27 protein-coding genes and 1 pseudogene are annotated in these 24,872 nt (G+C 63.3%); 8 read left to right on the forward strand and 20 right to left on the reverse strand.

The genetic code is table 11. The annotated features are described in order from the left end of the window. Window positions 1-14: 14 nt before the first annotated feature. The 16 genes from L6637_RS17885 to urtA form a co-directional block, all read right to left on the reverse strand. Window positions 15-1,679: a CHASE domain-containing protein gene (locus L6637_RS17885; RefSeq protein WP_237863088.1), complete on the reverse strand. Its 1,665-nt coding sequence runs from the start codon at window positions 1,677-1,679 to the stop codon at window positions 15-17. A 305-nt stretch (window positions 1,680-1,984) separates the two neighbouring features. After that, window positions 1,985-2,608 carry an urease accessory protein UreG gene (gene ureG, locus L6637_RS17890; RefSeq protein WP_237863089.1) on the reverse strand — a complete coding sequence of 208 codons (624 nt, stop codon included), beginning with the start codon at window positions 2,606-2,608 and terminating at the stop codon, window positions 1,985-1,987. A gap of 154 nt (window positions 2,609-2,762) precedes the next feature. Next, a complete protein-coding gene (locus L6637_RS17895) occupies window positions 2,763-3,491 on the reverse strand; it encodes an urease accessory protein UreF (RefSeq protein WP_237863352.1) in 729 nt (242 codons plus the stop codon). After that, the gene (locus tag L6637_RS17900) at window positions 3,472-4,116 is read right to left on the reverse strand and encodes an urease accessory protein UreE (protein ID WP_237863090.1); all 645 of its coding nucleotides are present in this window, start codon (window positions 4,114-4,116) and stop codon (window positions 3,472-3,474) included. Before L6637_RS17900 ends, L6637_RS17895 begins: the two co-directional genes overlap by 20 nt. Window positions 4,117-4,122: 6 nt before the next feature. Further along, window positions 4,123-4,422 (reverse strand): putative quinol monooxygenase, encoded by a 300-nt coding sequence (locus L6637_RS17905; protein WP_027530199.1) that lies wholly within the window; start codon window positions 4,420-4,422, stop codon window positions 4,123-4,125. A 140-nt stretch (window positions 4,423-4,562) separates the two neighbouring features. Continuing rightward, a complete protein-coding gene (ureC, locus tag L6637_RS17910) occupies window positions 4,563-6,278 on the reverse strand; it encodes an urease subunit alpha (protein ID WP_237871644.1) in 1,716 nt (571 codons plus the stop codon). 37 nt (window positions 6,279-6,315) lie between these two features. Next, on the reverse strand, window positions 6,316-6,855 hold the full coding sequence (locus tag L6637_RS17915) for an HD domain-containing protein (RefSeq protein ID WP_237863092.1): 540 nt from the start codon (window positions 6,853-6,855) through the stop codon (window positions 6,316-6,318). A gap of 14 nt (window positions 6,856-6,869) precedes the next feature. After that, window positions 6,870-7,991 carry a patatin-like phospholipase family protein gene (locus tag L6637_RS17920; RefSeq protein WP_237863093.1) on the reverse strand — a complete coding sequence of 374 codons (1,122 nt, stop codon included), beginning with the start codon at window positions 7,989-7,991 and terminating at the stop codon, window positions 6,870-6,872. Between the two features lie 26 nt (window positions 7,992-8,017). Next, the gene (locus L6637_RS17925) at window positions 8,018-8,323 is read right to left on the reverse strand and encodes an urease subunit beta (RefSeq protein WP_237863094.1); all 306 of its coding nucleotides are present in this window, start codon (window positions 8,321-8,323) and stop codon (window positions 8,018-8,020) included. Window positions 8,324-8,436: 113 nt separating this feature from the next. Continuing rightward, a complete protein-coding gene (locus L6637_RS17930; RefSeq protein WP_237863095.1) occupies window positions 8,437-8,739 on the reverse strand; it encodes an urease subunit gamma in 303 nt (100 codons plus the stop codon). A gap of 40 nt (window positions 8,740-8,779) precedes the next feature. Further along, a complete protein-coding gene (locus L6637_RS17935; RefSeq protein WP_237863096.1) occupies window positions 8,780-9,622 on the reverse strand; it encodes an urease accessory protein UreD in 843 nt (280 codons plus the stop codon). A 53-nt stretch (window positions 9,623-9,675) separates the two neighbouring features. Continuing rightward, window positions 9,676-10,371 (reverse strand): urea ABC transporter ATP-binding subunit UrtE, encoded by a 696-nt coding sequence (gene urtE, locus L6637_RS17940; protein WP_237863097.1) that lies wholly within the window; start codon window positions 10,369-10,371, stop codon window positions 9,676-9,678. Window positions 10,372-10,374: 3 nt separating this feature from the next. Continuing rightward, window positions 10,375-11,136 carry an urea ABC transporter ATP-binding protein UrtD gene (gene urtD / locus L6637_RS17945; protein WP_014498216.1) on the reverse strand — a complete coding sequence of 254 codons (762 nt, stop codon included), beginning with the start codon at window positions 11,134-11,136 and terminating at the stop codon, window positions 10,375-10,377. Between the two features lie 5 nt (window positions 11,137-11,141). Further along, entirely contained in the window at window positions 11,142-12,311 is a 1,170-nt protein-coding gene (urtC, locus tag L6637_RS17950) for an urea ABC transporter permease subunit UrtC (RefSeq protein ID WP_237863098.1), read from the reverse strand. Continuing rightward, window positions 12,308-13,918 carry an urea ABC transporter permease subunit UrtB gene (gene urtB / locus L6637_RS17955; RefSeq protein ID WP_237863099.1) on the reverse strand — a complete coding sequence of 537 codons (1,611 nt, stop codon included), beginning with the start codon at window positions 13,916-13,918 and terminating at the stop codon, window positions 12,308-12,310. The genes urtC and urtB overlap by 4 nt, the downstream gene beginning before the upstream one ends. An 82-nt stretch (window positions 13,919-14,000) precedes the next feature. Then, a complete protein-coding gene (urtA, locus tag L6637_RS17960; RefSeq protein WP_237863100.1) occupies window positions 14,001-15,323 on the reverse strand; it encodes an urea ABC transporter substrate-binding protein in 1,323 nt (440 codons plus the stop codon). 505 nt (window positions 15,324-15,828) lie between these two features. On the opposite strand from urtA, the gene L6637_RS17965 reads away from it, so the two are divergent. The 3 genes from L6637_RS17965 to L6637_RS17975 all read left to right on the forward strand — a co-directional run bounded on the left by L6637_RS17965 (window position 15,829) and on the right by L6637_RS17975 (window position 18,177). After that, window positions 15,829-17,382, forward strand: a complete 1,554-nt coding sequence (locus tag L6637_RS17965) for a DEAD/DEAH box helicase (RefSeq protein ID WP_237863101.1) — start codon at window positions 15,829-15,831, stop codon at window positions 17,380-17,382. A 23-nt stretch (window positions 17,383-17,405) separates the two neighbouring features. Further along, a complete protein-coding gene (gene infA / locus L6637_RS17970; RefSeq protein WP_008546913.1) occupies window positions 17,406-17,696 on the forward strand; it encodes a translation initiation factor IF-1 in 291 nt (96 codons plus the stop codon). Window positions 17,697-17,964: 268 nt separating this feature from the next. Continuing rightward, window positions 17,965-18,177, forward strand: coding sequence for a cold-shock protein (locus tag L6637_RS17975; RefSeq protein ID WP_057759442.1), 213 nt, complete (start codon window positions 17,965-17,967; stop codon window positions 18,175-18,177). 114 nt (window positions 18,178-18,291) lie between these two features. On the opposite strand, the gene L6637_RS17980 is transcribed toward L6637_RS17975, so the two are convergent. From L6637_RS17980 to L6637_RS17995, 4 genes and pseudogenes are all read right to left on the reverse strand, one after another. Beyond that, the gene (locus L6637_RS17980) at window positions 18,292-18,867 is read right to left on the reverse strand and encodes a TadE/TadG family type IV pilus assembly protein (protein WP_237863102.1); all 576 of its coding nucleotides are present in this window, start codon (window positions 18,865-18,867) and stop codon (window positions 18,292-18,294) included. 21 nt (window positions 18,868-18,888) lie between these two features. Further along, a pseudogene (locus L6637_RS17985) lies at window positions 18,889-19,466 on the reverse strand (TadE/TadG family type IV pilus assembly protein). A 224-nt stretch (window positions 19,467-19,690) separates the two neighbouring features. Next, entirely contained in the window at window positions 19,691-20,194 is a 504-nt protein-coding gene (locus tag L6637_RS17990) for a pilus assembly protein N-terminal domain-containing protein (protein WP_237863103.1), read from the reverse strand. A 143-nt stretch (window positions 20,195-20,337) separates the two neighbouring features. Then, complete coding sequence (locus L6637_RS17995) at window positions 20,338-21,165, reverse strand: sterol desaturase family protein (RefSeq protein ID WP_237863104.1); 828 nt, start codon at window positions 21,163-21,165, stop codon at window positions 20,338-20,340. A gap of 256 nt (window positions 21,166-21,421) precedes the next feature. Between L6637_RS17995 and L6637_RS18000 the strand changes: the two genes are divergently transcribed. From L6637_RS18000 to L6637_RS18020, 5 genes are all read left to right on the forward strand, one after another. Next, entirely contained in the window at window positions 21,422-21,586 is a 165-nt protein-coding gene (locus L6637_RS18000; RefSeq protein WP_129274995.1) for a Flp family type IVb pilin, read from the forward strand. Window positions 21,587-21,664: 78 nt separating this feature from the next. Further along, window positions 21,665-21,805, forward strand: coding sequence for a hypothetical protein (locus tag L6637_RS18005; protein ID WP_237863370.1), 141 nt, complete (start codon window positions 21,665-21,667; stop codon window positions 21,803-21,805). Window positions 21,806-21,927: 122 nt separating this feature from the next. Beyond that, entirely contained in the window at window positions 21,928-22,452 is a 525-nt protein-coding gene (locus tag L6637_RS18010; RefSeq protein WP_237863105.1) for an A24 family peptidase, read from the forward strand. Between the two features lie 125 nt (window positions 22,453-22,577). Beyond that, a complete protein-coding gene (gene cpaB, locus L6637_RS18015; protein WP_237863106.1) occupies window positions 22,578-23,369 on the forward strand; it encodes a Flp pilus assembly protein CpaB in 792 nt (263 codons plus the stop codon). Between the two features lie 11 nt (window positions 23,370-23,380). Next, window positions 23,381-24,856, forward strand: a complete 1,476-nt coding sequence (locus L6637_RS18020; RefSeq protein ID WP_237863107.1) for a type II and III secretion system protein family protein — start codon at window positions 23,381-23,383, stop codon at window positions 24,854-24,856. Window positions 24,857-24,872: the final 16 nt, after the last annotated feature.

Raw genomic sequence — 24,872 nt, forward strand, 5'->3', positions numbered from 1 at the left:
GCGCCAAGCCGACTTCAAGGCGACTTCGTCGGTCGCACCGGCGCCGAAATCTTGTCCGTGCGGTCGCGCTCGGTCATGTCGACGACTGTCTCCATCGGCGCCGTCAGCTCGTAGACATAGGAGACGTCGGTGAAATAGCGCTTGGCGTTGCCGCCGAGCGCTTCGGGGGCGACGCGGTCGAGCAGGATCAGGCCGAAATCCGAATCCGGGCGACGCGTCGCCTCGCTGGTGTTGAACTCCTCCCAGCGGAAATGAAACACAGTCTCGGGCTCCTCGCCCGTCACGGTCCAGTTCGCGGTAATGTGCGGATGCTTGCCGACCAGCGACAGGCCTTCATCTGAATGCGAGGCGAGCTCGAAGAACAGCAGCGACAGGCTTTGCGCGGCGCGCGCGCTCACGGCGATATCGGGGCCGCTGACGGCGATGCGGTCAGCGTGCGGAATTGCGCGCGCCTCGAACAGGCCCTTCAGCTTGACGCCCTGCCATTGGCTCTCGCTGAGCAGCGAGACCACGTTGGACATGGCGTGGATGCGGCCGATCAGCAGCTCGCGGGCGACGTCGATGTCGGAGCCATGGCGCAGCGTGCGCGTCACGATCGACTGGATTACCGCCAGGATGTTCTTCACGCGATGATTCAGCTCGTCGATCACGGCCGTCAGCCGCCGTTCGAAGCCGATCCGCACCTGGATTTCGCGGCTCAGCCGCAGATTGTTGTAGGCGACGTAACCAAACAGGCCGCACACCATCGCGGTGATGGCGAAGCCGATCGCCGCCACGATGATCGCGGTCTGCTCGGCGCGGCGCGCCGAATTGGTCTTGGCGTAATAGCCGAGCTGCCAGTCGCGGCCACCGAAGCTGATGGTGCGCGTCGCCGACGGCGCCGGACCGTCCGGCGTCGTCATGCGGGTCGAGACGACGCCCTGATCGTTGGCGACGAGCTCGCTGTTCTCCTTGCGCGGGTCCTTGAGCGCGACCGAGAACAACGACAGATCGTCGTTGGTCAGCATCAGCGAGGCCAGCTCGTAGGAAAACGTGATGAAGCCGGCCGGCTCGGTTGCGCCTTCGGGAATGACGGGGGCCGCTACGATGACGCCGATCGGCCCGTTCCCACGCAACAGCGGTATCGGGTCGGAGGCAACCGACCGCTTCTCGACCCTGGCCCGGGTCAGCATCGCACTGCGAACCGGCTCGTCATCGTAGCTGCGGCCTGGCAGCGTCTTGGTCTCGTCGCTGCGCGGCTCCAGATCCATCAGCACGTCGATGGGCTGCGTCAGGCTTGCCGAATCGATCGGCTTGTCGTTGTAATCTCGGATCTGTGGCTTCGGGAAGCCGGCGGCCGCGATGGCGTTCTGCGCCGCGGCGAGCTCGCCTGGCCGAAGCCGGGCCACCCAGCCAGCCACCACGAAGTCGGTCTTGAAGGCGTAGATCGCCGAGCGCAGCGGCTCCAGCATGTTGGGCTTCAGCACCGATGGCGCGCGGAACAGGCCTGAGGCGACACGCGCCAGCAGCTCACGTTCTGTTGACCGATCCTGGACGAGGCTCGCATGAACGTCGATCGCGCGCGCCAGCGCGATCCGGTCCAGCGCCAGCTCCTGATCGTGCACACGATAGGCCGCAAGCCCCGAGAGCAAGGCCCCGAGCAGTGCGATGAAGCCGATGATGAAACCCAGCCGGACCACGCGAATACTCAGGCTAAAGCGGGAGGTCGGCAATAAAAACGGAGCATATCAACGCCGCTCGAACGGCCATGTGCCGAAACAGGGTGAGCCCAGTGGCAGGGGATAATGACGGAGGAGGCATCTGTACGCAACTTGGGTCGCCCAAAAAGCTTAATCCGCCCGGCCGATCGTCTGGCCATCTGTGGCTTTGCCCCGGGCACCGGAGGTAGGTAATCGCCGTGTCCGAAATTTGTTCCGTTGGCCCCGCTTTGCCTTAGGCGTTAACGGCGGAAAAGGCTGCGCCACGTCGCCGCGGCCCGTCCGCTTCAATCCGCTTGTTTCAGTCCACCTTTGGTCTCGATGAAACTGACGATGCGGTCGAGCCCGTCGCTCTTTTTCAGATTGGTCATGACAAAGGGGCGCTCGCCGCGCATGCGTTTGGCATCCGTGTTCATCTTCTCCAGGGACGCACCGACATGGGGCGCGAGGTCGATCTTGTTGATGACCAGAAGGTCAGAACGGGTGATGCCCGGGCCGCCCTTGGACGGGATCTTGTCGCCGGCGGCAACGTCGATCACGTAGATGGTGAGGTCGGCAAGCTCCGGGGAAAAGGTGGCAGCGAGATTGTCGCCGCCGGATTCGATCAGCACGAGATCGAGCCCGGGGAATTTCGCGCGCATGTCGGCGACCGCCGCGAGGTTCATCGAGGCGTCCTCCCGGATCGCGGTGTGCGGGCAGCCGCCGGTCTCGACGCCGGCGATGCGGTCCGGCGTCAGCGAGCCCGAGCGCACAAGGAATTCCGCATCCCATTTGGTGTAGATGTCGTTGGTGATCGCTGCGATGTCGTAACGCTCGCGCATGGTCTTGCAGAGCAGGTCCATCAGCGCGGTCTTGCCCGACCCGACGGGACCGCCGACGCCGACACGCAAAGGGCCGTGAGATTTCGACATACTTTCTCCTAGTGTCGTCCCGGCGAAGGCCGGGACCCATAGCCAACGAACTCAGTTGATGGGATGGGCTGTGGGCGCATCCTTCTATAACCACGCACATTTGTGGTTATGGGTCCCGGCCTTCGCCGGGACGACGATCGGTTGGATCTCGTCCTCATGACCGAAACAGCCGCGTATATTGCGTCTCGTGCCGCAGGCTGGCGAGATCGGCGCGAAAGGTCGCGCTGCCGAGGTCATCCAGGGTCGCGTTCAGCGCCCGACTCGCGGTCGCGGCGACGGCGGTTTCCAGCCTCACCAGCACGCGCTGGCTGTCGGTCTGGCCGAGCGGAATCAGCCGGCTTGCCGCGGAAATCCAGTTCGAGACCAGCGCATGCAGGAAGGCGTGCAGCGTCGGCGCAAGCGGCACGCCGTGCGTTGCGGCGACGACGCCGACGGCGACGGGATAGACCATTGGCGTACAGCATGCCGCGACCATGGCATCGAGGCCCTTGGCATTCCACGCCGCGCGCGAGATATCGATGAAGGCGCGGCCTTGCGAGGTGGTTTCGAGTTGCCGCTCGCGCGACGGTACGAAGGCGGCAGCGAGCTCGGCGATGTCGCTCAAAGAAGCATCTTCGCCAGCCTCAGCGGCACGATAGGCCTGCACCAGGAAAGTCGCATCGCAAAAGCCGGAACCTTCACCGAGCATCGCGTCGAGCCAATCGGCCAGCGTCACAATGTCGGTGATATCTCCTACTTCGACCGCCCATTCGATACCGCTGGAATAGGAGAAGCCGCCAACGGGAAACGCCGGCGATAGCCAGGTCATCAGCCGGTACAGCGCCGCTGCCTCGCGTTCGGCGAGGTCGTCGGCACCGTCAGGCTCATTTGTGGTCATGAGCATGCTTGTGGCCGTGATGATGGTCGGGATGGTCGCAATGCTCGTCGTGGTGATGGTGGTCATCATGCCCGTGCTCATGAGCGGCATGATCATGATGATGATCGTGGCCGTGATGATCATGACCATGATCGTGATGAGCATGGTCGTGGTGACCGTGATCGTGGTGCGCGTGATCATCATGCCCGTGCGCATGACCGGCATCGGCGTAAGCGCCGCCTTCGGGATCGAACGGCGCCTCGATCTCGACCACTTTCGCGCCCAGCCCCTTCACCATCGCCTCGATCACGTGATCGCGGCGAATGCGTAAGGCTTTGGTCATCAGCTGCGTCGGCAGATGCCGGTTGCCGAGATGCCAGGCGACGCGGACGAGGTGGTGCGGATCGCGGCCGCGAATCTCGAGCAGCGGCTCGGGCGCCGCCACCACTTCGACAAGCCTTCCGTCCTCCAGCACCAGCGCATCGCCGCCACGCAGCGCGACCGCATTCTCCAGGTCGAGCAGGAATTCGAGTCCTCGCGTCCCGGTCATCGCCATGCGGCGCCGGTGCCGATCGTCGAAATCGAGCACGACCGTATCGGCCGGCGTTTCCGTGAAGCGGTGTTGTCCCTTAACCTGCGTCGCCCGGATCATGCGCTGTTACCTCGTCTCGACCTTCTCGGGCGTGATCACTTCGATCTTCGGTGGCGCGGTAAAGCACTTCACCGCGACACGGCCGAACGTCTTCATATGCTCCTGGCCCCGATGCGGCACCAGCGCCTCGGCATTCTCCCACTGCTCGACGAACACCATCTTGCTGGGATCAGTCACGCTCTCGTGCAGATCGTAGGCGATATTGCCCGGCTCCTTCCGCGTCTCCTTGATGCAGGCGGTGGCGGCCGCGATGAATTCGGCGCGCGTTTCGGGCTTGATGGTCAAGGTGGCAACGACGTAGATCACGAGAAATCCTCCCGGCTTTTCTTTTGAGGGGTTTGATACCGGGCGGGACATTAGACCAGCCGGGATCGAACGCAAAACCGGAAAAGCCGTCCCGGGACATGCAATCGGCATGCGCCGGGGACATGCGTTGAGGCGCTATTTCAGTACATGAAATATCGCTGTGCCATCGGCAGCACCTCTGCAGGCGGACAGGTCAGCAGCTCGCCATCTGCGCGCACCTCGTAGGTCTCCGGATCGACCTCGATATTGGGCGTGGCGTCGTTGTGGATCATGCTCTTCTTCGAGATCTTGCTGCGGGTGTTCTGGACCGCATAGAGCTTCTTCTCGATGCCGAGTTTTCGCGCGAGGCCACCGGTGACGGCTGCTTTCGAGGTGAACACCACTGAAGACGCCGTGCGCGCCTTGCCGAAGGCGCCGAACATCGGCTGGTAGTGCACCGGCTGCGGCGTCGGGATCGAGGCGTTGGGATCGCCCATGGGCGCTGCGACGATGGTGCCGCCCTTGACGATGCAATCAGGCTTGACGCCGAAGAAGGCCGGCGACCACAGCACGAGATCGGCGAGCTTGCCCTTCTCGACCGACCCAATCAGCTTCGACACGCCATGCGCGATCGCAGGGTTGATCGTGTACTTGGCGATGTAGCGCTTGACGCGGAAATTATCGTTGTCCTTGCCCTTGTCCTGCGGCAGCGATCCGCGCTGCTTCTTCATCTTGTCCGCGGTCTGCCAGGTGCGGATGATCACTTCGCCGAGACGGCCCATGGCCTGCGAATCCGAGGACATCATCGAGAGCGCGCCGAGATCGTGCAGAATGTCCTCGGCCGCGATGGTCTCCTTGCGGATGCGGCTTTCCGCGAACGCGAGGTCCTCCGCGATCGAGGGATCGAGGTGGTGACACACCATCAGCATGTCCAGATGCTCGTCGATGGTGTTGCGGGTGAGGGGACGCGTCGGATTGGTCGAGGACGGCAACACGTTCTTCAGGCCCGCGACCTTGATGATGTCGGGGGCATGACCGCCGCCGGCGCCTTCAGTATGGAACGCATGGATGGTGCGGCCCTTGAAGGCCTTGATGGTGTCCTCGACGAAGCCGGATTCGTTCAGCGTGTCGGAATGCAGCATGACCTGGATATCGTGGTCATCGGCCACCGACAGGCAATTGTCGATCGCGGCCGGCGTCGTGCCCCAATCCTCGTGCAGTTTCAGCGCGCAGGCACCGGCCTTGATCATCTCGATCAGTGCGGCGGGGCGCGATGCGTTGCCTTTGCCTGATATGCCGAGATTGACCGGGAAAGCATCGAAGGACTGGATCATCCGTGCGATGTGCCAGGGGCCCGGCGTGCAGGTGGTGGCGAAGGTGCCGTGCGAGGGACCGGTGCCGCCGCCGAGCATCGAGGTGACGCCCGACATCAGCGCATGCTCGATCTGCTGCGGACAGATGAAATGGATGTGGCTGTCGAAGCCGCCCGCGGTGAGGATTTTGCCCTCACCCGCGATTACGTCGGTGCCGGGGCCGATGATGATGGTGACGCCCGGTTGGATGTCGGGATTGCCGGCCTTGCCTATGCCTGCGATCATGCCGTCCTTGATGGCGACGTCGGCCTTGACGATGCCCCAGTGGTCGACGATCAGCGCATTGGTGATGACCGTATCGGCCGCGCCCTGCTTGTTGGTGACCTGTGACTGCCCCATGCCGTCGCGGATCACCTTGCCGCCACCGAACTTCACCTCTTCGCCGTAGGTGGTGAAATCCTTCTCCACCTCGATGATGAGATCGGTGTCGGCCAGCCGCACCTTGTCGCCGGTGGTCGGGCCGAACATGTCGGCGTAGACGGAACGTTTCATCTTGACGGACATCACAAGCCCCGTTTGCGTTTGAATTCCTGGTCAGTGCTCACAGCGAAGCCTTCGCTTTTCGCACCATGTCGTCGAACGTCATATCGAGCCAGACGCTGCCGCCGCGGCAGCCGGCGACGACCCGCTCGGCCCAGCCGGTGTAATCGACGAGGTCGTCACGCTCTTCCCCGGTCGGATCGGAATGAATGCGCGCGCCGATATTGCTGACCTTGTCGGCAATCTTGATCAGTTTTGCGCTTGGCGACTTCTTCGGCGCATCGATCACCTGCCGTCGTCGCCGCTCGGCCTTCGGCAGGCTCATGTCGTCGGTGCATTCGACGACGAGCGCAGCGACACGCTCGGAGAATTTTTGCGCGAGCTCTTCGCGCGTGGTCTCGGTGTCCTCGATCGTATCGTGCAGCCAACCGGCCGCAACGAGTTCAGCATCGGCGCCATCAGTCGCCGTTGCCAGCAGGTTCGCGACTTCCGCGAGATGATTGATGTAAGGCTCATTCCCCCGCCCCTTGCGCGCCATGCCGTTGTGCCGGCGCGCGGCCAGCTCAGCAGCTTGGGAGACGAGGCGGACCGGGGGGATCACCACAACACTCCTGGTCAGTGCAACGCCGGCAGCAGGCCGCGGGCCTTGAACACTTCGTCGAGCTTCACCTGGGCAAGCCGATAGCCGGCCTTGCGGCGTCGCTCGATGCCCCCTGCGGAAAAATCGCGAAAGGCTCCGGAGTCCTCGGCTTCCTCCAACAGGCCGGCGGCCTTGACCAGATCGGAATCGGCAAGGTCGATGTTGGTGATCGCGCCCAGCGTCTTGAAGCGCTGCGCCTGCGTCACCCGCCGGTCGAGGTCCGGCGTCCGCGCCGCTTCGGGAACGGCTGCGGAAAGGGCCTCGATGGTCTGAAGCAGTTCGTTGATGACAGCGGCATTGGCGCCATCCTGGCGAAGCCGATTGCCATAGCGCAGCTCGCTCAGGCGGTCGTTCACTTCGATCATGTTCTTCGGCGCGGCGCGCTTGTTTCGAAAGAGGTTCATCACCACGAGAATGCGATCGACATCTGCCGCCCCTGAAAACGCCTCGATCGCATCGCCGAGCGGTGTATTGTCGACGATACCGCCGTCCCAGAACGTCCTATTATCGATCGGGGTCGCCGGAAATCCGGGTGGAAGGCTCCCGCTGGCCAGGACGTGTTGAGGCTTGATCGCGATCTGCTGCTCATCCTTGCGCGGATGGTTGCGGAAGCGCGTCAGCTCGCCGGAGGCCACATCGACCGCGGTCACGACGAAGGCGGTCGGACTGGCATTCAGCGCCGCAAAATCCACGTGGTTCTTCAGCGTCTCGAGCATAGGCGAGGTATCGTAGAAGTTCTTCCAGTTTAGGACATCCCAATAGTCGTAGCGCTGCTTGTAGAAGCCATGCACGCCGAACAGCGCGAGATCATGATCGGCAATGCCCCACCAATGGTTTCCCAGCGAAAGCTCGGACCAAAGGCCATTCAAACGCAGCTTGGCGTCGGCCCGACCAGCGGCGCCAACAACGCAGGCCGCATTGATCGCGCCGATGGACACACCCGTGACCGCCGCCAGCGTGATCGTCCGGCCCGCACGATCGACCGTATCCATCAATTCCAGCAGCGCCTCGATCGCACCGAACTCATAGGCGCCGAGTGCACCGCCGCCCTGGAGCACGAGTCCAACCTCGACCTTGTCCTTCGCGAGCGCATCCATGGCGAACCTTCCTGTAGATTCCCTGCCTATAGTTTCCCCATCACGTCGCCGCGAAAACCGTAGATCGTCTTCTTGCCCGCGAGCGCGACGAGCTGGACCTCGCGGGTCTGGCCGGGTTCGAAGCGGACGGCGGTGCCGGCGGCGATGTCGAGGCGCATGCCGCGGGACTTCTTGCGGTCGAATTTCAGCGCAGGATTGGTCTCGAAGAAATGATAGTGCGAGCCGACCTGGATCGGACGGTCGCCGGTATTGGCCACCGTCAGCGTCACGGTCTTGCGGCCGGCATTGAGCTCGATCTCGCCGCCCTGGATGAAGAGTTCGCCGGGGATCATGTCTATCTTCCTTTGTCATTCCGGGGCGCGCAAAGCGAGAACCCGGAATCTCGATCAACAATCTCTGGATTCCGGGTTCGCCCTGCGGGCGCCCCGGAATGACGAATTGAAAGCTACCTGATCGGTTCGTGCACGGTGACGAGCTTGGTGCCGTCGGGGAACGTCGCCTCGACCTGGATGTCGTGGATCATCTCGGGGATGCCGGGCATCACCTGGTCGCGGGTGAGCACCTGCGCGCCCGACTGCATCAGCTCTGCGACGGTGCGGCCGTCGCGCGCGCCCTCGAGGATGTAATCGGAGATGATCGCGATCGCCTCGGGATGGTTGAGCTTGACGCCGCGATCCAGCCTGCGGCGCGCCACGATGGCGGCCATCGAGATCAGAAGCTTGTCCTTTTCGCGGGGAGACAGGTTCATGCGAAATCTCTTCGGTTCAACACTTCAATTCACCCGGTCGTCAATTCAGCCAGAGTCGCGGCAAGGCCGCACCGGTGCGCGCCAGCACGGCCATCATGTCGGCACGCAAACGCGCCGCATCTTGGGCACAGAACCGTGCCATTGCAAAGCCATTCCAGGCGGATATCCCGACCTCGCCGGCGAAAGAGTCCGACGCCTCGCGGAGGCGCTCGACCAATGCCTCGTCGCCCGGCACGATCAGGGCCGTGCCGATCGCCGCAGCGCCCCTCGCGACTGCCGACCGCGCCAATTTCGCACCGATATCGCCGTCCAGCCTGACGGTCTCCGCAAAGACAAGCTTGCCGCCACGGGAGAGCCGCCAGCGGTCGACAAATTCGCCCTGCTCCATGCGCTCGCCCATGGCCGTGCGGCCAAATACGACAATTTCACACAACAGCAGCGAGGCGGCTTCATCGAGCTCGATGTCGAAGCGGCGATGGACCCGCGCGCGGTTGAACAGGATCGTCTCCTGGGGCAGCCAGCCGAGATGGGCCCCAGCGCCAACCTTCAGGGAAATGCTGAGCTGCGCTGCGGCCCCCGGCGCGCGGTAGACCTTTTCCGCGGCCGCCGTGGTCAGCGTCAGGCGGGCAGAATCGATGGCCGAGATCTCGATGTCGAACCGGTCACCGCCAGCGACGCCGCCGGCCGTGTTCACGAACACGCCGGACAGGCCCTCATCCTCCGGCGAAGGAAAGCGCACACGGAGCGAGCCGGATTCATGCAAGGCGCCGCGTCGCGTCACGCCGTCGCGGGCGTGGACGTCGAAACGCACGGCACCGCGCGCGCGATTGGCTTCGAACACCGAAGATGTCGTCAAAGATGTGACCAAGGCGTCGCTGCGCATCCGTCTCCCCCAGCCGGCCGCGGCAGGATTTCGCTAGCCTACAGTGCCCCGACTTACAGCGCCATCTGGCGGCTAATCTCGCCTGGGTCGAGATTGGAGCGGTCGCAGGTGAACTTCACCGCACCACGATCCATCACCGCAAAGCTGTCGCCGAGCTCGCAGGCAAAGTCGAGATATTGTTCGACCAGCACGATGGCGATGTTGCCGAGGTTGCGCAAGTAAGAGATGGCGCGGCCGATGTCCTTGATGATCGAGGGCTGGATGCCCTCGGTCGGCTCGTCCAGCAGCAGCAGTTTTGGCCGCATCACCAGCGCGCGCCCGATCGCGAGCTGCTGCTGCTGGCCGCCGGAGAGGTCGCCGCCGCGCCGGCCGAGCATGGATTGCAGCACCGGAAACAGCGAGAACACATCGTCCGGAATGTTCTTGTCCTGACGCTTGAGCGGACCGAAGCCGGTCTTGAGATTTTCCTCGACCGTCAGCAGCGGAAAGATCTCGCGGCCCTGCGGCACAAAGCCGATCCCTTTGCGCGCCCGCTCATAGGGCTTCAGCCCGGTGATGTCGCTGCCGTCGAACAGGATCGCGCCCGAGGAGATCGGATACTGCCCGACCATGGCGCGCAGAAGCGACGTCTTGCCGACGCCGTTACGTCCGAGCACGCAGGTGACCTTGCCCGGCTCGGCCGCGATCGAGACGCCGCGCAGCGCCTGCGCCGCGCCGTAGAACAGGTTGATGTCCTTGACCTCAAGCATCGCTCAGCGTCCCAGATAGACTTCAATGACCCGCTCGTTGGACGAGACCTGGTCGATGGTTCCTTCGGCGAGCACGGTGCCTTCATGCAGGCAGGTGACCTTGACCCCGAGCTCGCGCACGAACGTCATGTCGTGCTCGACCACCATGACGGTGTGGGTCTTGTTGATCTCCTTGAGCAGCTCGGCGGTGAGGTGCGTTTCCACGTCGGTCATGCCGGCGACCGGCTCATCGACGAGGAGCAGCTTCGGGTCCTGCGCCAGCAGCATGCCGATCTCGAGCCATTGCTTCTGGCCGTGGCTGAGACTGCCGGCGAGGCGGTTGCGGGCGTCGGTGAGGCGGATCGTCTCCAGCACCTTGTCGATGCGCTCGGATTCGGCCCTGCTGCCGCGCCAGAACAGCGTGCCCTTGACGCTGTGGTCGACATTGAGCGCCAGCAGTAGATTGTCCTGAACCGTCTGGCTCTCGAACACCGTCGGCTTCTGAAATTTGCGGCCAATGCCGAGCTCGGCGATGCGGGTCTCGTCGAGACGCGTCAAATCGGTGACGCCATCGAACAGCACCGTGCCCTCGTCCGGCTTGGTCTTGCCGGTGATGATGTCCATCATCGTGGTCTTGCCGGCGCCGTTCGGACCGATGATGGCGCGCATTTCGCCGGGCGCAAGCGTCAGCGACAGGTTGTTGATGGCGTGGAAGCCGTCGAACGAGACGTGCACGCCGTCGAGATAGAGCATCGCGGAGGTCGCGCGGGTATCCATGACGTTCATGACCGCTACTCCGCCATCTTTGGTTCGGTGATGCCGTCTTCGGCCGCCGCGCTCGCAGTCGTCGCGGCCGGGCGCCTCTCCCTCGCCTGTTCCCGCCAGGCGCTGAAGGTACCGACGATGCCCTTGGGCAACAGCAGCGTCACCAGGATGAACAGCGCGCCCAGCATGAACAGCCAGTACGGCGCCAGCACGCCTGAGGTGAAGAACGTCTTGGCGTAGTTGACGACGATGGCACCGAGCGCAGCACCGACCAGCGTGCCGCGCCCACCGACCGCGACCCAGATCACCGCCTCGATCGAGTTGCCCGGCGCGAACTCGCTCGGATTGATGATGCCGACCTGCGGCACATAGAGCGCGCCGGCGACGCCGGCCATGCAGGCCGACAGCGTGAACACGAACAGCTTGTAGGATTCGACGCGGTAGCCGAGGAAGCGGCTGCGCGATTCCGCGTCGCGGATTGCAATCAACACCTTGCCGAGCTTGGAGGACACGACCGAGCGGCAGATCAGGAAGGCGAGGATCAACGCCAGACAGCTCAGCGCGAACAGTGCCGCGCGGGTGCCTTCGGCCTGGACATTGAAGCCCAGAATGTCCTTGAAGTCGGTCAGGCCGTTATTGCCGCCAAAACCAAAGTCGTTGCGGAAGAAGGCGAGCAGCAGCGCGTAGGTCATCGCCTGGGTGATGATCGACAGATACACGCCGGTGACGCGGGAGCGGAAGGCTAGCCAGCCGAAGCAGAAGGCGAGCAGGCCCGGCACGAACAGCACCATCAGCGCGGCGAACCAGAACATGTCGAAGCCGTACCAGGTCCAGGGCAGCTTCGAGTAGTTCAGGAACACCATGAAGTCGGGCAGGATCGGATTGCCGTAGACGCCGCGGGTACCGATCTGCCGCATCAGATACATGCCCATGGCGTAGCCGCCGAGCGCGAAGAAGGCGCCGTGGCCGAGCGAGAGAATGCCGCAATAGCCCCAGATCAGGTCGATCGAGAGCGCCAGGATGGCGTAGCAGACATATTTGCCCCACAGCGCGACCAGATAGGTCGGCACCTGCAGGAACGAGCCTGCAGGCAGCAGCAGGTTGGACAGCGGGATCAGCACGCCCAGCGCGGCAACAACCAACAGGAATATGGTCGCGCCGCGGTCCAGCGATCGCGTCAGCATGTGAGGGGTCATGCTTCCACCGCACGGCCCTTGAGCGCGAACAGGCCGCGCGGCCGCTTTTGAATGAACAGGATGATCAGGACCAGGATCGCGATCTTGCCGAGCACGGCGCCGGCGACCGGCTCCAGGAACTTGTTGGCGACGCCGAGCGTGAAGGCGCCGACCAGTGTGCCCCAGAGATTGCCGACCCCTCCGAACACCACGACCATGAAACTGTCGATGATGTAGCTCTGGCCGAGATTGGGACTGACATTGTCGATCTGCGACAGCGCAACGCCGGCGATGCCGGCAATGCCCGAGCCGAGCCCGAAGGTCAGCGCATCGACGCGAGACGTGGCGATGCCCATCGAGGCCGCCATGCGCCTGTTTTGCGTCACGGCACGCATCTCGAGGCCCAGCGCCGTGTAGCGCAGCATTGCGAGCAGGATCACGAATACCGCCAGCGTGAAGCACAGGATCCAGAGCCGGTTATAGGTGATGGTGATCTGGCCGAGCTCAAACGCACCGCTCATCCAGGAAGGATTGCCGACCTCGCGGTTGGTCGGACCGAACATGGTGCGCACCGCCTGCTGCAGCACCAGCGACAGGCCCCAGGTCGCGAGCAGCGTCTCCAGCGGCCGGCCATAGAGGAAGCGGATGATGCTGCGCTCGATCAGCACGCCGATGCCACCGGCGACGAGGAAGGCGAGCGGCACGGCGATCAGCAGCGAATAGTCGAACAAAGCGGGATAGCGTGTGCGGATCACCTCCTGCACCACGAAGGTGGTGTAGGCGCCGATCATCACCATCTCGCCATGGGCCATGTTGATGACGCCCATCACGCCGAAGGTGATGGCAAGCCCGATCGCGGCGAGCAGCAGCACCGAGCCGAGCGACAGCCCGTACCAGGCATTCTGCACCGAAGACCAGACCGCCAGCGAGCTCTGGATCGAGCCGATCGCACTCGTCGCAGCCTTTGCGACGGAGGCCGGCTGATCGGTGCCGATGTCGGAGAGCAGCGCCAGCGCGTCCTGATCGCCACGCGCCTTGATGGTCGCGACCGCCTCGAGCTTCTGCACTTCGGTCGCGTCGGACTTGAACAGCAGGATCGCCGCACGCGCTTCGCCGAGTGCGGTCTTGACCGATTTATTGGTTTCCTTGGCAAGCGCGCCTTCGACCGGATCCAGCGCGGTCTCTTCATGCGATTTGAATACGGATTGCGCGGCCTGCAGGCGCGCAACGAGATCGGGCGACTGCAGCGTCAGGCTGCCGAGCGCAGCATCGACGCTGCGGCGCAGACGGTTGTTGAGGCGGACGGCGCTGGCGCTGTCAGGCACGCTAGCGACGGCCTCGCCGGTCGCGGCGTCGATCGACTTGCCGTCGGTGCCGGTGACGTAAACTTTCTTGGTGTCAGGATCGGCCATGAGACGGCCGTCCTGGAGCGCGCTGATGATCGGAAAGGCGAGCTTGTTGCCGCTGCCTGCGACCACGCCGATTGCCTCATCCGTGTCGGAAAAATCGTCGTTTGCGAATTTGGCGACCGCATCCTCGAACGGACCGGCAAAGGCCGGCAGTGCGAACGCGATCAGAAACAGCGAAAGGACAAAGCTGCAGAAACGGGCGGACAATTTGGTTGGCACTGTGGATCACCCCGGCAGAAGTGGGGAGAAGACGGCGGAATAACCGTCTTCTCCCGTCGTGCAGTCGAACGTCAGATCCGGATCAGGAGCCGGAGCCGAGGCACTTGTTGGTCTTGGTGTTGAAGTTGCCGCACTTCTTGCCGACCCAGTCGCCGATCAGGTCCTTGGAGCCATCGAGCTCCTTCGACCAGGCGTCGCCCGCCACGAGACCCGGGGTCTTCCAGACCACGTCGAACTGGCCGTTGCCCTTGATCTCGCCGATGAACACCGGCTTGGTGATGTGGTGGTTCGGCAGCATCTTCGAGGTGCCACCAGTCAGGTTCGCAGCCTCGATGCCGGGAAGCGCGTCGATCACCTTGTCCGGATCGGTCGACTTCACCTTCTCGACGGCCTTGACCCACATGTTGAAGCCGATCACGTGGGCTTCCATCGGATCGTTGGTCGTGCGCTTCGGGTTTTTGGTGTAGGCCTGCCAGTCCTTGATGAACTTCTCGTTCGCCGGGGTCTTGATCGACTCGAAGTAGTTCCAGGCGGCGAGATGGCCGACCAGCGGCTTGGTATCGATGCCGGCGAGCTCTTCTTCACCCACCGAGAACGCGACCACCGGGATGTCCTTCGCCTTGATGCCCTGGTTGCCGAGCTCCTTGTAGAAGGGGACGTTGGCGTCGCCGTTGATGGTCGAGACCACCGCGGTCTTCTTGCCGGCCGAGCCGAACTTCTTGATGTCGGCCACGATCGTCTGCCAGTCGGAGTGACCGAACGGCGTGTAGTTGATCATGATGTCTTCCTGGGCGACACCCTTCGACTTCAGGTAGGCTTCCAGGATCTTGTTGGTGGTGCGCGGATAGACGTAGTCGGTGCCCGCGAGCACCCAGCGCTTCACCTTCTCTTCCTTCATCAGGTAGTCGACGGCAGGGATCGCCTGCTGGTTCGGCGCAGCACCGGTGTAGAACACGTTGCGCTCGGACTCTTCACCCTCGTACTGGACGGGGTAGAACAGGATGTTGTTGAGCTCCTTGAATACCGGGAGCACCGACTTGCGCGACACCGAGGTCCAGCAGCCGAACACGACCGCGACCTTGTCCTTGGTGATCAGCTCGCGCGCCTTTTCGGCGAACAGCGGCCAGTTCGAGGCGGGATCGACGACGACGGCCTCGAGCTTCTTGCCGAGCACGCCGCCCTTCTTGTTCTGCTCGTCGATGAGGAAGAGGATGGTGTCCTTCAGCGTGGTTTCGCTGATGGCCATGGTGCCGGAGAGGGAGTGCAGGACGCCGACCTTGATGGTGTCGTCCGCGGCCTTCGCGCCGGAAATGGACGCCAGACCGAGCAACAGTCCGGTGGTCGCGGCGAGCACGCCGCGGCGGCTAAATGATGCCGCTATATCGTGAATGGATTTGGTAGGCATGGATCTATCATCTCCCTGACGCAGACGTGAAAAACGCTGCGAAACGGCCCCACGGCCGCCTGCGATTAACGGAATCGCAAGAACCGTGCCATGGCTTGGGCACCTGCCAAGTGTTTGCTCAGTCTAGATAATTTTGCCGCAATCAAACTTTAGCCGCAGTCCGGCTGCTCAAAATTTGAGCGAATAAAATGTATGCTTATGCGGCAATCAGTCCATTTTTTGAGCAAGATAGGGCCGCTGGCTAAAATTCCGGCATAACTATTTTTGCACCGCAATCGACGCCAGTAGACGGTCCGCCTTGAAAGCGCCCCGTCAATGTTCCATATAGGTGACGAGATCGCTCGCGAATCGAGCGGTCGTTGCGAGCCGCGTGTTCTTAAGCCCCCTCCGGGCCTCTGGCTTGCCCCATATCATCCAAGCCATCCGACACCCCAAACACGCAGGTGTCTTCTCGACACCCTTATGCGCGCGCCCCGCTGATTGCGTCGGGCCGACCGCATTTGACATGGAAAGAACCCATCTTTTGACTTCGTTTCAGGACTTCGGCCTCGCCGAACCCATCGCACGTGCTCTCGCCGAAGAGAATTACGTCACCCCCACCCCCATCCAGGCCCAGACGATCCCGACGGCGCTGACCGGCCGCGATGTCGTCGGCATCGCCCAGACCGGCACCGGCAAGACCGCGTCCTTCGCGCTGCCAATCCTGCACCGCCTGCTCGAGAACCGCATCAAGCCGCAGCCCAAGACCTGCCGCGTGCTGGTGCTGTCGCCCACCCGCGAGCTTTCGGGGCAGATCCTCGACAGCTTCAACGCCTATGGCCGCCACATCCGCCTGTCCTCGACGCTCGCCATCGGCGGCGTGCCGATGGGCCGCCAGGTCCGCGCCCTGATGCAGGGCGTCGACGTGCTGGTTGCCACCCCAGGCCGCCTGCTCGACCTCGTGCAGAGCAACGGACTGAAGCTTGGCAGCGTCGAGTTCCTCGTGCTCGACGAAGCCGATCGCATGCTGGACATGGGCTTCATCAACGACATCCGCAAAATCGTTGCGAAACTCCCGATCAAGCGGCAGACGCTGTTCTTCTCCGCCACCATGCCGAAGGACATCGCCGAGCTCGCCGATTCCATGCTGCGTGATCCCGCGCGCGTCGCTGTGACCCCGGTCTCCTCGACTGCCGAGCGCATCAACCAGCGCATCATCCAGGTCGATTTCTCGGCCAAGGCCACCTTCCTGACCAAGCTGCTGAAGGACGAGCCGATCAACCGCGCGCTGGTCTTTACCCGCACCAAGCACGGCGCCGACAAGGTGGTGAAGACATTGGAGCGGGCCGGCATCCCCGCCAGCGCCATCCATGGCAACAAGTCGCAGAACCATCGCGAGCGCACGCTCGCGCAGTTCCGCTCCGGCGAAATCCGCACCCTGGTCGCCACCGACATCGCCGCTCGCGGCATCGACGTCGATGGCATCAGCCACGTCATCAACTACGACCTGCCCAACGTCCCGGAGACCTATGTGCACCGGATCGGCCGCACCGCGCGCGCCGGCGCCGACGGCACCGCGATCTCGCTGGTCGCCGGCGGCGAGGAACTCAGCTATCTCCGTGACATCGAACGGCTGATCAAGGTGGCGCTGCCGCGCGAGGATCTCCGCACAGATGCCGGCCGCCGCGACGCGGGCGCTCCTCCACCCCAGCAACAACGTCAGGGCCGGCCGGGCGGCCGCCCGGGCCAGCGTCCGCAAGGCGCACGGCATGGCGACGGACGGCGTAGCGATGAGAGACATGCCGACGGACGCCATCACAGCTCCGGCAAGCCGAGCGACGGGCGGCCCGGCGAAGGCCGTCACGGCGAGGCGCGGCATGTGGACGGAAGGCCCGGAAACGGCTCGAAGGGGTCCCGCCGTCGCCGCTCCGGTGGTAAGGTGCATTCTTCGCCAAACGAACGCCCGGAACAGCGTTCCGCGCATAGCGCGGGAGCGTCCGATGGGATACAAGGCGTGGCCTTTTTGCGCCGTGAGAGTCGGCCGAACGGCCACCCGAACCGCAAACCCCATTCGCACTAGCCGTCCACGACCTGGAGAAATTCATGGCTAAGGAAGAGCTGATCCAGTTCGAAGGACTGGTCACCGAAATCCTCCCCGACGCGCGCTACCGCGTGCAGCTCGACGCCGGGCACGAGATCGTCGCCTACACTGCCGGCAAGATGAAGAAGAACCGCATCAAGACGCTGGCGGGCGACCGCGTGACGGTGGAAATGTCGCCCTACGACCTCGAAAAGGGCCGGCTGATTTTCCGCCACAAGGACGAACGGCCGGCAACCGCCGGTGGACCGCCGCGCGGCGGCCCCCAGCGCGGCGGCCAGTTCCGCCGCCGCTGATCGGCCTCGCCCGCCTGGGCGCGGAATTAAAATGCTGACCTGTATGCTGATCCGCCGTGGACATCACGGCGGATCAAAAAATCGTGCACGTCCGGATTGTTTTGAGGCCTTGATTCCAATAAAATGAATTAATCGATTTTCGGCCGGACGACATTAGCATCCACCGGTACAGCCGGTTCAGACACGCTGACGACCCTTCCAAAAATTCGATCTAACCTGCCTGCGTGAGCGGGCTCGACCATTGTGTATCTGAGAAGGGACTACCCCCGTGAGCATGGGAACCGTGAAGTGGTTTAACGCGACCAAGGGCTATGGCTTCATCCAGCCCGACGACGGCGGCAAGGACGTGTTCGTTCACATCAGCGCCGTCGAGCGTGCCGGCCTCGGCTCGCTGCGCGAAGGCCAGAAGGTCTCCTACGAGATCGTCGCCGATCGCCGGTCCGGCAAGTCGGCTGCCGACAATCTCCGCGATGCAGGCTGACATCCAACGCGTGCCCTGAGGGGCGCGCTACCGGATCAGCTTGAACGCAAGCAAACAACGGAAAAGGCCGTGCGGACTGCACGGCCTTTTTTCATGCCCGAAGAACAGATGAGCTCAATAGGTCGTGCAGGACGTGTCCGGGCTGTAATAGACGCAGGCGGACCGCCGCGGGCGCGTGTAGGCGACGTCGCTCAGGGTGATCAAATTCTTGAGCACGTAGCCGACCGACGGCGTGTAGGTGTAGCTGACCTCGCCGAAGATCAGATAGGTGCCGGCGATCGCGAGTGTCGTGGGAATCGAGACGGTGAATCTCTGCGCCCGCGGAGCCGACCCCTTGCTCCACTGCACATGCGCCGTCTGCGTCGAATCCACGTACAGTTCGGTGATCGTCGCGGACACGGGAGTCGCGTCATAAGGCGTCATGATAGCGGTCGAGGCCGCGAAGAAATTGGTCATGTCGGTGTCGGCGACAGTCGTCGACTGCGAGGTGAGGTCCGACAGCGTCCGCGCCATCAGCGTCACCTTGCGATCGATCGCTATGGCTGACGAGAATTCGACGGTACCGAAGAGCATTACCAGCATCAGCGGAACGATCACCGCGAATTCGGTCGCGGCAAGACCTCTGCCGTCGACCAGGAATTCGTACGCGGAGAAGCGGGCCGTCCGCCAGAATCCTGCAATCGCCCGCATCGCCCTGCCCGATCCGTTGTCCTAGTAAGGCTCGTTCTTGAACGCGGCGGTTGCCACGAGCAGCCGCTTCTTCGTGCCGCCGCAGCCGATGTTGTAGCTGAGCCCGGTCACGAACAGCGGCCACTGATAGAACAGCCGGACCACCACGATATCGCCGGCGTTGCCGGCGCTGTAGCTCATGTTGGTGTCGAAATTGCACGCCGCATCGAGATGCGTCGGCAGCGTTACCGCCGAGAAGGACGAGGAGCTCGTGACGTCGACATACAGGCTGTTGCAGTCGAACAGCGCCGGGATCTGGCTGCAGACGTAGGTCTTGAACGTCGCCTGCGTGCAAGGCGAAGCGACGCCGCTCACCGCGCAGGCGCCACCGAACCCGACTGCGCCTGACCGGTCAGCACCACGCGCGCGGAATTCTGCGTGATGGTCTCGAGCACTTGGCTCGAGAAGAACACCAGCGCCGCCTCGATGATGGCAAACAGCAGCCCGAAGAAGATCGGTGCGATCAGCGCGAACTCGACCGCCGCCGATCCACCGCGGTTGCCGCGAAACCGTCGCAGTGCAGTCCGGAACGCGAATCTCGAAGCTACGGGCGATGGCATCGCGTTGAATTCCCCGGCGGCAGCGATCAACCGCTTCGATCAATATCGGAAGCTGATTGTCTAAATGTTTCTGATATTCGAGCCGAACGGGACCGGGTCGTTAACATCTGGTTAACCACGCCGGGAGCGCGGAGAGGGGGAAAGCAGAAAGTACGTCGCCGACGACGGCGGGCGGGACCGGATGGTCCCGTCCGTGGTGTCAGTCGCCGTATTAGGTCGTCTTGTTAATTTGTCTTGGCAGCCGCAGCCGCGCTGGCGTTTCCGCTGGCATTGCTGCTCAGCGTGCCGGCCTGGTTCATCGTGGTGTTGAAGTATTGGTCGCTGTCGCCGAGCGTGACGCGGCGCTGGCAGAGCGGCATGCAGCTATAGGACTCCCGCTCGATCCCGCGATAGACGGTGACGAGCCGGTCGCTCGGGCCTTCGACCTGGATCTGCCGGTCGACCAAGATCTCGCCGCCGCGATCGAGGGCGATGAAGTTGGTGGCGCCGTAACCCTTACCGGTTACCACGATCATCCCGCCAGCCTGCAGCGTCACGTCGGCGATCAGGGGATTGCCGACCACGATCGTGGCGACCTTGCCGGGCAAGCGCACCAGCTTGGCCTGGTCGACATTGACGGCGATGGTGTCGACGGTGGGCTCGGCGAGGCCGATCGCCGGCGATGCCAGCATCGCAGCCGCAGCCAGGAAACAGACGCGCGCATGGCGGCGCAGAAACTCTTTACGCATACTCTTACCCCGGGACGTCACAAACCGGCAGAATCGATCAGAGAGCGGAGCCGGCGCCCGACCCGGTTAACCTGCCTGTAATTCGTGAACGTTCCGCAAATTCGCCGACTATTGTTCTAACGGACTTGCGTTTTATCGCCAGCCTAGTGGCGGAACGGATAGGCGAGCTGGCCGGCGATCTCCTTCGGCATGGTCGCTTCGTCCTTGCCATAATCCTGCGGGAGCTCGCCCTTCGGCATGCGGAAGGTGCCGAACAGCACGTCCCAGATCGGGAAGGTGCCGGCAAAATTAGTGTCACCGCCCTCTTCGAGCGCCGTATGGTGCCAGCGGTGGAACACCGGCGTCGCCAGCACGTATCGGAACGGACCGAAGGTCCAGTTCAGATTGGCGTGCACGAAGGCCGAGTGGAAGGTCGTGAACGGGCCGACCCAGATCATCACGTTCGGCGATATGCCGGCCATCAGCAGCACAACGTCGACGCCGATCGTTCCGAGCATCAGATTCACCGGATGAAAGCGGGCCGCCGAAATCCAGCTGATTTCTTCCGAGGAGTGGTGGATCGCATGGTATTTCCAGAACCCACCGTCATGAAACAGCCGGTGCAGCCAGTACAGCATGAAGTCGGACGCGACCAGGAACAGCACGCCCTGCAGCCAGAGCGGCAGTTGCGACAGCGGGCCGTGGCCGTTGTCGTAGAAGGCGATCAGTTCGTCCGCATCGTGGATGTTGAAGACGACGCCGGCGGTGACGATCAGGAGACCAATCCGCATAGTGCGGGCGAACACCGGAACGAAGAACCAGTAGCAGATATCGGTCACGATCTCGCGCTTGCGCCACCATGCCGGACCGGGATTGCACGCCCAGAAATGCTCGAGCACCGTGAAGACCACCGCGAGCATGAAGGTGACCGGGATCACCTTCTCTATGGTCTCGCCGAGCATCAAGGCGACTTGCATGGGCAGGCTCGACATCATCGCGTCTCTTCCGGGCTGCTGATCCACTTATGACTACGCCGCGAAATTTAAAGGAGGGTGAAGTTGACGCCGCGTTCGGAACTGGAACGAATTACAGCGAGCGCCTTAAGGTGAAATTCACTCTGGCCAAAAGCATCGCGCACGCGACGGGTTTGAGCGATTGAATTAACCCCGCCGAAAGAGCTCGGCTCACATGGTCGGTGCGTCAAGACAGCGCCGAACGAGGCGACCTCAACCAGATGGAGTTTAGTTCATGAAGAACCTGATTGCGCGTTTCGCCAAGGATGAATCCGGCGCCACCGCCATCGAATACGGTCTGATCGCCGCCGGCATCGCGCTGGCCATCATCACCGTCGTCAACAACCTCGGCAGCACGCTGAACACCAAGTTCGGCTCGATCAGCACCTCGCTGAAGTAAGCCGAGCGACGAACGACGGCAAAAGCCCCGGTCTTCCGGGGCCTTTGTTTTTTAAGGACACGGCGAGTTCCAGTGGCGTTGCGTAAACACAGAACCGATGCCGCAATTGCGGCGACCGAGACGGGCACGGCGCGCGGCGATGCCTCGGCCTATTGGGTCTGCCTTGCACTGCTGCTCGCCACGGTCATGCTGGCGATGCGCGTCGCCAGCATATGGTGAGACCGCCGGCACGCGGTTGTCGTTCCGAGGCTTCCGCGCCTGTTGTCGGTTTGTTTAACACTGCCTTTTAGCATGCGCCGACGCCCGATCCGGCGAAGGACCCAGGCCTCCAGACGCAGCCCATGACACTCGACCTCGCGCGCCTCCTGCTCTTCCCGGCCCTGATGGCGTTCGCGGCCGCCAGCGATCTTTTCACGATGACGATCTCGAACCGGGTGTCGCTGACGCTGGTCGCGGGCTTCTTCATGCTCGCCTTCGCCGGTGGCATGGCACCTTACGAGATGCTGAGCCATGTCGGCGCCGGCGCGCTGCTCCTCGTCGTGGCGTTTACCTGCTTTGCGTTGGGCTGGATGGGCGGGGGCGATGCCAAGGTCGCAGCTGCCGTGGCGCTGTGGTTCGGCTTCGCCCAATTGATGGACTTCCTGCTCTACGCCTCGCTGTTCGGCGGGGCGCTGACACTGCTCCTGCTTCAGTTCCGGCAATGGCCACTCCCTTACGGACTTGCCGGCCAGGCCTGGCTCGCACGGCTCCACGACAAGCAGACCGGCATTCCCTACGGCATCGCGCTCGCGCTTGGCGCGCTGTTGGTCTACCCCGAGACCGAATGGGTGAGAGCGATCGACCTCGCTCACCTCGCACTGCGCTGAACGCCGCGATAACCCGGCGTTAAGGCGATTTAGATACGCCTCATTAACCATGCTTTGACGAATAGCTGGTCAACTGCCGATTACGGCGGCGGCAGCGTCGCAGCGTTTTGTGGAAAGTGAAGCGTATGAATAGGGCACGCATAGTCGTCCTGACGGTCGCCATCTGCGCCGGCGGCATCGCTGCGTACCTGGCGAGCGGCTCGGACTCTGCCCCGCCTCCGGCGGCTCCGGTCGCGCAGCTTCCCACCACCGACGTATTGGTCGCCAAGAACGACATCGGCCTCGGACAGACCCTGAAGCCGGACGACGTGCAGTGGCAGACTTGGCCGACGGCGACCGCCAGCGCCACTTTCATTCGCCGCAACGAGCGCCCCGACGGCGCGACCCAAGTCACTGGTTCGATTGCGCGCGCCCCTTTCATCCAGGGTGAACCGATCCGCGACCAGAAGCTGGTCAAAGCCGATGGTTCCGGCTTCATGGCTGCGATCCTGCCGACCGGCATGCGCGCCATCTCGACCGAAATCTCACCGGAGACCGGCGCCGGCGGCTTCATCCTGCCCAACGATCGCGTTGACGTGCTGCTCACGCGCCGCCTCAAGAACCCGGACCCGGGCGGACAGGACATCGTCACGTCCGAGATCCTCCTGACCAATGTCCGCGTGCTGGCCATTGACCAGGCGCCGAAGGAGAAAGACGGCCAGAACGCGGTGGTCGGCAAGACCGTGACCCTGGAACTCGATTCCGCGCAGACCAAGGTGCTGTCCTCCGGACGCCAGGCCGGGACACTGTCGCTGGCGCTGCGCAGCATTGCCGACGTCAAGACGACCGAGATCACGCTTGATGAATCCGCGCAGCAGCGCGACGGCGTTTCGATCATTCGCTACGGCATTCAAAGTCAGGCTGCGAAGGCACGATGAGGACAGTCGATATGAAATGCAGGGCAAATCTGGCGACGATGCGGACCTCCATGGTCCGCGCCCTGTCGTTCTCGGCCGCTCTCGCGCTGACGCTCAACCCCGCGCTGACGCCCGTGATCGCCGCGGACTACCGTCCGGCGGCACAGGTTGCGGCCGATGACCAGATGAACGCGCGCTTCCTTTCGCTCGGCGTCGGCAAGTCGATCGTGATCGACCTGCCCCGCGACATCAAGGACGTGCTCGTCGCTGATCCCAAGATCGCCAATGCGGTGGTCCGCTCGTCCCAGCGCGCCTACATCATCGGCGCCACGGTCGGCCAGACCAACATCGTGTTCTTCGATTCCGCCGGTCAGCAGATCGCCGCCTATGACATCGCGGTCAAGCGCGACCTTAACGGCGTACGCGCAGCGCTGAAGCAGATCCTGCCCAATTCCGACATCCAGATCGACGGCCTCGGCGACGGCGTGGTCCTGAGCGGCTCCGCGGCCAACCCGGTCGAAGCACAGCAGGCCAACGACCTCGCCGCGCGCCTTGCCGGGGGCGCCGACAAGGTGGTGAACTCAATCATTGTCCGCGGCCGCGACCAAGTCATGCTGAAGGTGACCGTTGCGGAAGTCGCGCGAACCATCGTCAAGCAGCTCGGCATCGATCTCACCGCGAACCTCAACTACGGCACCTCGGTGGTGAGCTTCACCAACTCGAACCCGTTCACCGCGCTTGGCCACAATCTCGTGGACGGCAACAGCCTGAGCGCAAAGTTCGGCGGAGGCCCCTCCGTGCAGGCCACCCTGCGTGCGATGGAAACCGCAGGCGTGATCCGTACGCTGGCCGAGCCGAACCTGACCGCGATCTCCGGCGAGTCCGCGACGTTCATCGCCGGCGGCGAATTCCCGGTGCCGGCAGGCTATGCTTGCGATCCCACCACGCATGTCTGTACCACCCAGATCAGCTTCAAGAAGTTCGGCATCTCGCTCAATTTCACGCCCGTGGTGCTGACCGAAGGCAAGATCAGCCTGCGGGTGATGACCGAGGTGTCGGAACTCTCCAACGACAACGCGATCACGCTGTCGCAGGCCGTCACCTCGACCTCGGTGAACTCGGTGACCGTCCCCTCGATCAGGACCCGCCGCGCCGAGACCTCGCTCGAAATTCCCTCCGGCGGCGCCATGGCGATGGCCGGCCTGATTCAGCAGCAGACCAAGCAGGCGGTCAGCGGATTGCCCGGTTTGATGCAGCTGCCAATTCTCGGCACGCTGTTCCGCAGCCGCGACTTCGTCAACAACTCGACCGAGCTGGTCGTGATCGTGACGCCCTACATCGTGCGCGCGACGTCGCCAAAAGACCTCTCGCGGCCGGATGACGGTTTCTCGGCGCCAGCCGATCCGCAGGCCGAGTTGATCGGCAATATCAACCGCATCTATGGCGTGCCGGGCCGGACCGAGCCGGCCAAGAACTACCGCGGCACTTACGGCTTCATCACCGACTGAGGCGGAACGGGGACTT

Origin of the sequence: Bradyrhizobium zhengyangense, from assembly GCF_022012435.1 — a bacterium.
In the GTDB taxonomy this organism is placed as follows: domain Bacteria; phylum Pseudomonadota; class Alphaproteobacteria; order Rhizobiales; family Xanthobacteraceae; genus Bradyrhizobium; species Bradyrhizobium zhengyangense.

What these genes read in the sequence shown, in the direction of transcription:
- ureG (WP_237863089.1), bottom strand. Translation starts at nt 2,608, where the DNA reads ATGTCGAAATCTCACGGCCCTTTGCGTGTCGGCGTCGGCGGTCCCGTC.
- L6637_RS17895 (WP_237863352.1), bottom strand. Translation starts at nt 3,491, where the DNA reads ATGCTCATGACCACAAATGAGCCTGACGGTGCCGACGACCTCGCCGAA.
- L6637_RS17900 (WP_237863090.1), bottom strand. Translation starts at nt 4,116, where the DNA reads ATGATCCGGGCGACGCAGGTTAAGGGACAACACCGCTTCACGGAAACG.
- ureC (WP_237871644.1), bottom strand. Translation starts at nt 6,278, where the DNA reads ATGTCCGTCAAGATGAAACGTTCCGTCTACGCCGACATGTTCGGCCCG.
- L6637_RS17920 (WP_237863093.1), bottom strand. Translation starts at nt 7,991, where the DNA reads ATGGATGCGCTCGCGAAGGACAAGGTCGAGGTTGGACTCGTGCTCCAG.
- L6637_RS17925 (WP_237863094.1), bottom strand. Translation starts at nt 8,323, where the DNA reads ATGATCCCCGGCGAACTCTTCATCCAGGGCGGCGAGATCGAGCTCAAT.
- L6637_RS17930 (WP_237863095.1), bottom strand. Translation starts at nt 8,739, where the DNA reads ATGAACCTGTCTCCCCGCGAAAAGGACAAGCTTCTGATCTCGATGGCC.
- L6637_RS17935 (WP_237863096.1), bottom strand. Translation starts at nt 9,622, where the DNA reads ATGCGCAGCGACGCCTTGGTCACATCTTTGACGACATCTTCGGTGTTC.
- urtE (WP_237863097.1), bottom strand. Translation starts at nt 10,371, where the DNA reads ATGCTTGAGGTCAAGGACATCAACCTGTTCTACGGCGCGGCGCAGGCG.
- urtD (WP_014498216.1), bottom strand. Translation starts at nt 11,136, where the DNA reads ATGAACGTCATGGATACCCGCGCGACCTCCGCGATGCTCTATCTCGAC.
- urtC (WP_237863098.1), bottom strand. Translation starts at nt 12,311, where the DNA reads ATGACCCCTCACATGCTGACGCGATCGCTGGACCGCGGCGCGACCATA.
- urtA (WP_237863100.1), bottom strand. Translation starts at nt 15,323, where the DNA reads ATGCCTACCAAATCCATTCACGATATAGCGGCATCATTTAGCCGCCGC.
- L6637_RS17965 (WP_237863101.1), top strand. Translation starts at nt 15,829, where the DNA reads ATGGAAAGAACCCATCTTTTGACTTCGTTTCAGGACTTCGGCCTCGCC.
- infA (WP_008546913.1), top strand. Translation starts at nt 17,406, where the DNA reads ATGGCTAAGGAAGAGCTGATCCAGTTCGAAGGACTGGTCACCGAAATC.
- L6637_RS17980 (WP_237863102.1), bottom strand. Translation starts at nt 18,867, where the DNA reads ATGCGGGCGATTGCAGGATTCTGGCGGACGGCCCGCTTCTCCGCGTAC.
- L6637_RS17990 (WP_237863103.1), bottom strand. Translation starts at nt 20,194, where the DNA reads ATGCGTAAAGAGTTTCTGCGCCGCCATGCGCGCGTCTGTTTCCTGGCT.
- L6637_RS17995 (WP_237863104.1), bottom strand. Translation starts at nt 21,165, where the DNA reads ATGTCGAGCCTGCCCATGCAAGTCGCCTTGATGCTCGGCGAGACCATA.
- L6637_RS18000 (WP_129274995.1), top strand. Translation starts at nt 21,422, where the DNA reads ATGAAGAACCTGATTGCGCGTTTCGCCAAGGATGAATCCGGCGCCACC.
- L6637_RS18010 (WP_237863105.1), top strand. Translation starts at nt 21,928, where the DNA reads ATGACACTCGACCTCGCGCGCCTCCTGCTCTTCCCGGCCCTGATGGCG.
- cpaB (WP_237863106.1), top strand. Translation starts at nt 22,578, where the DNA reads ATGAATAGGGCACGCATAGTCGTCCTGACGGTCGCCATCTGCGCCGGC.
- L6637_RS18020 (WP_237863107.1), top strand. Translation starts at nt 23,381, where the DNA reads ATGAAATGCAGGGCAAATCTGGCGACGATGCGGACCTCCATGGTCCGC.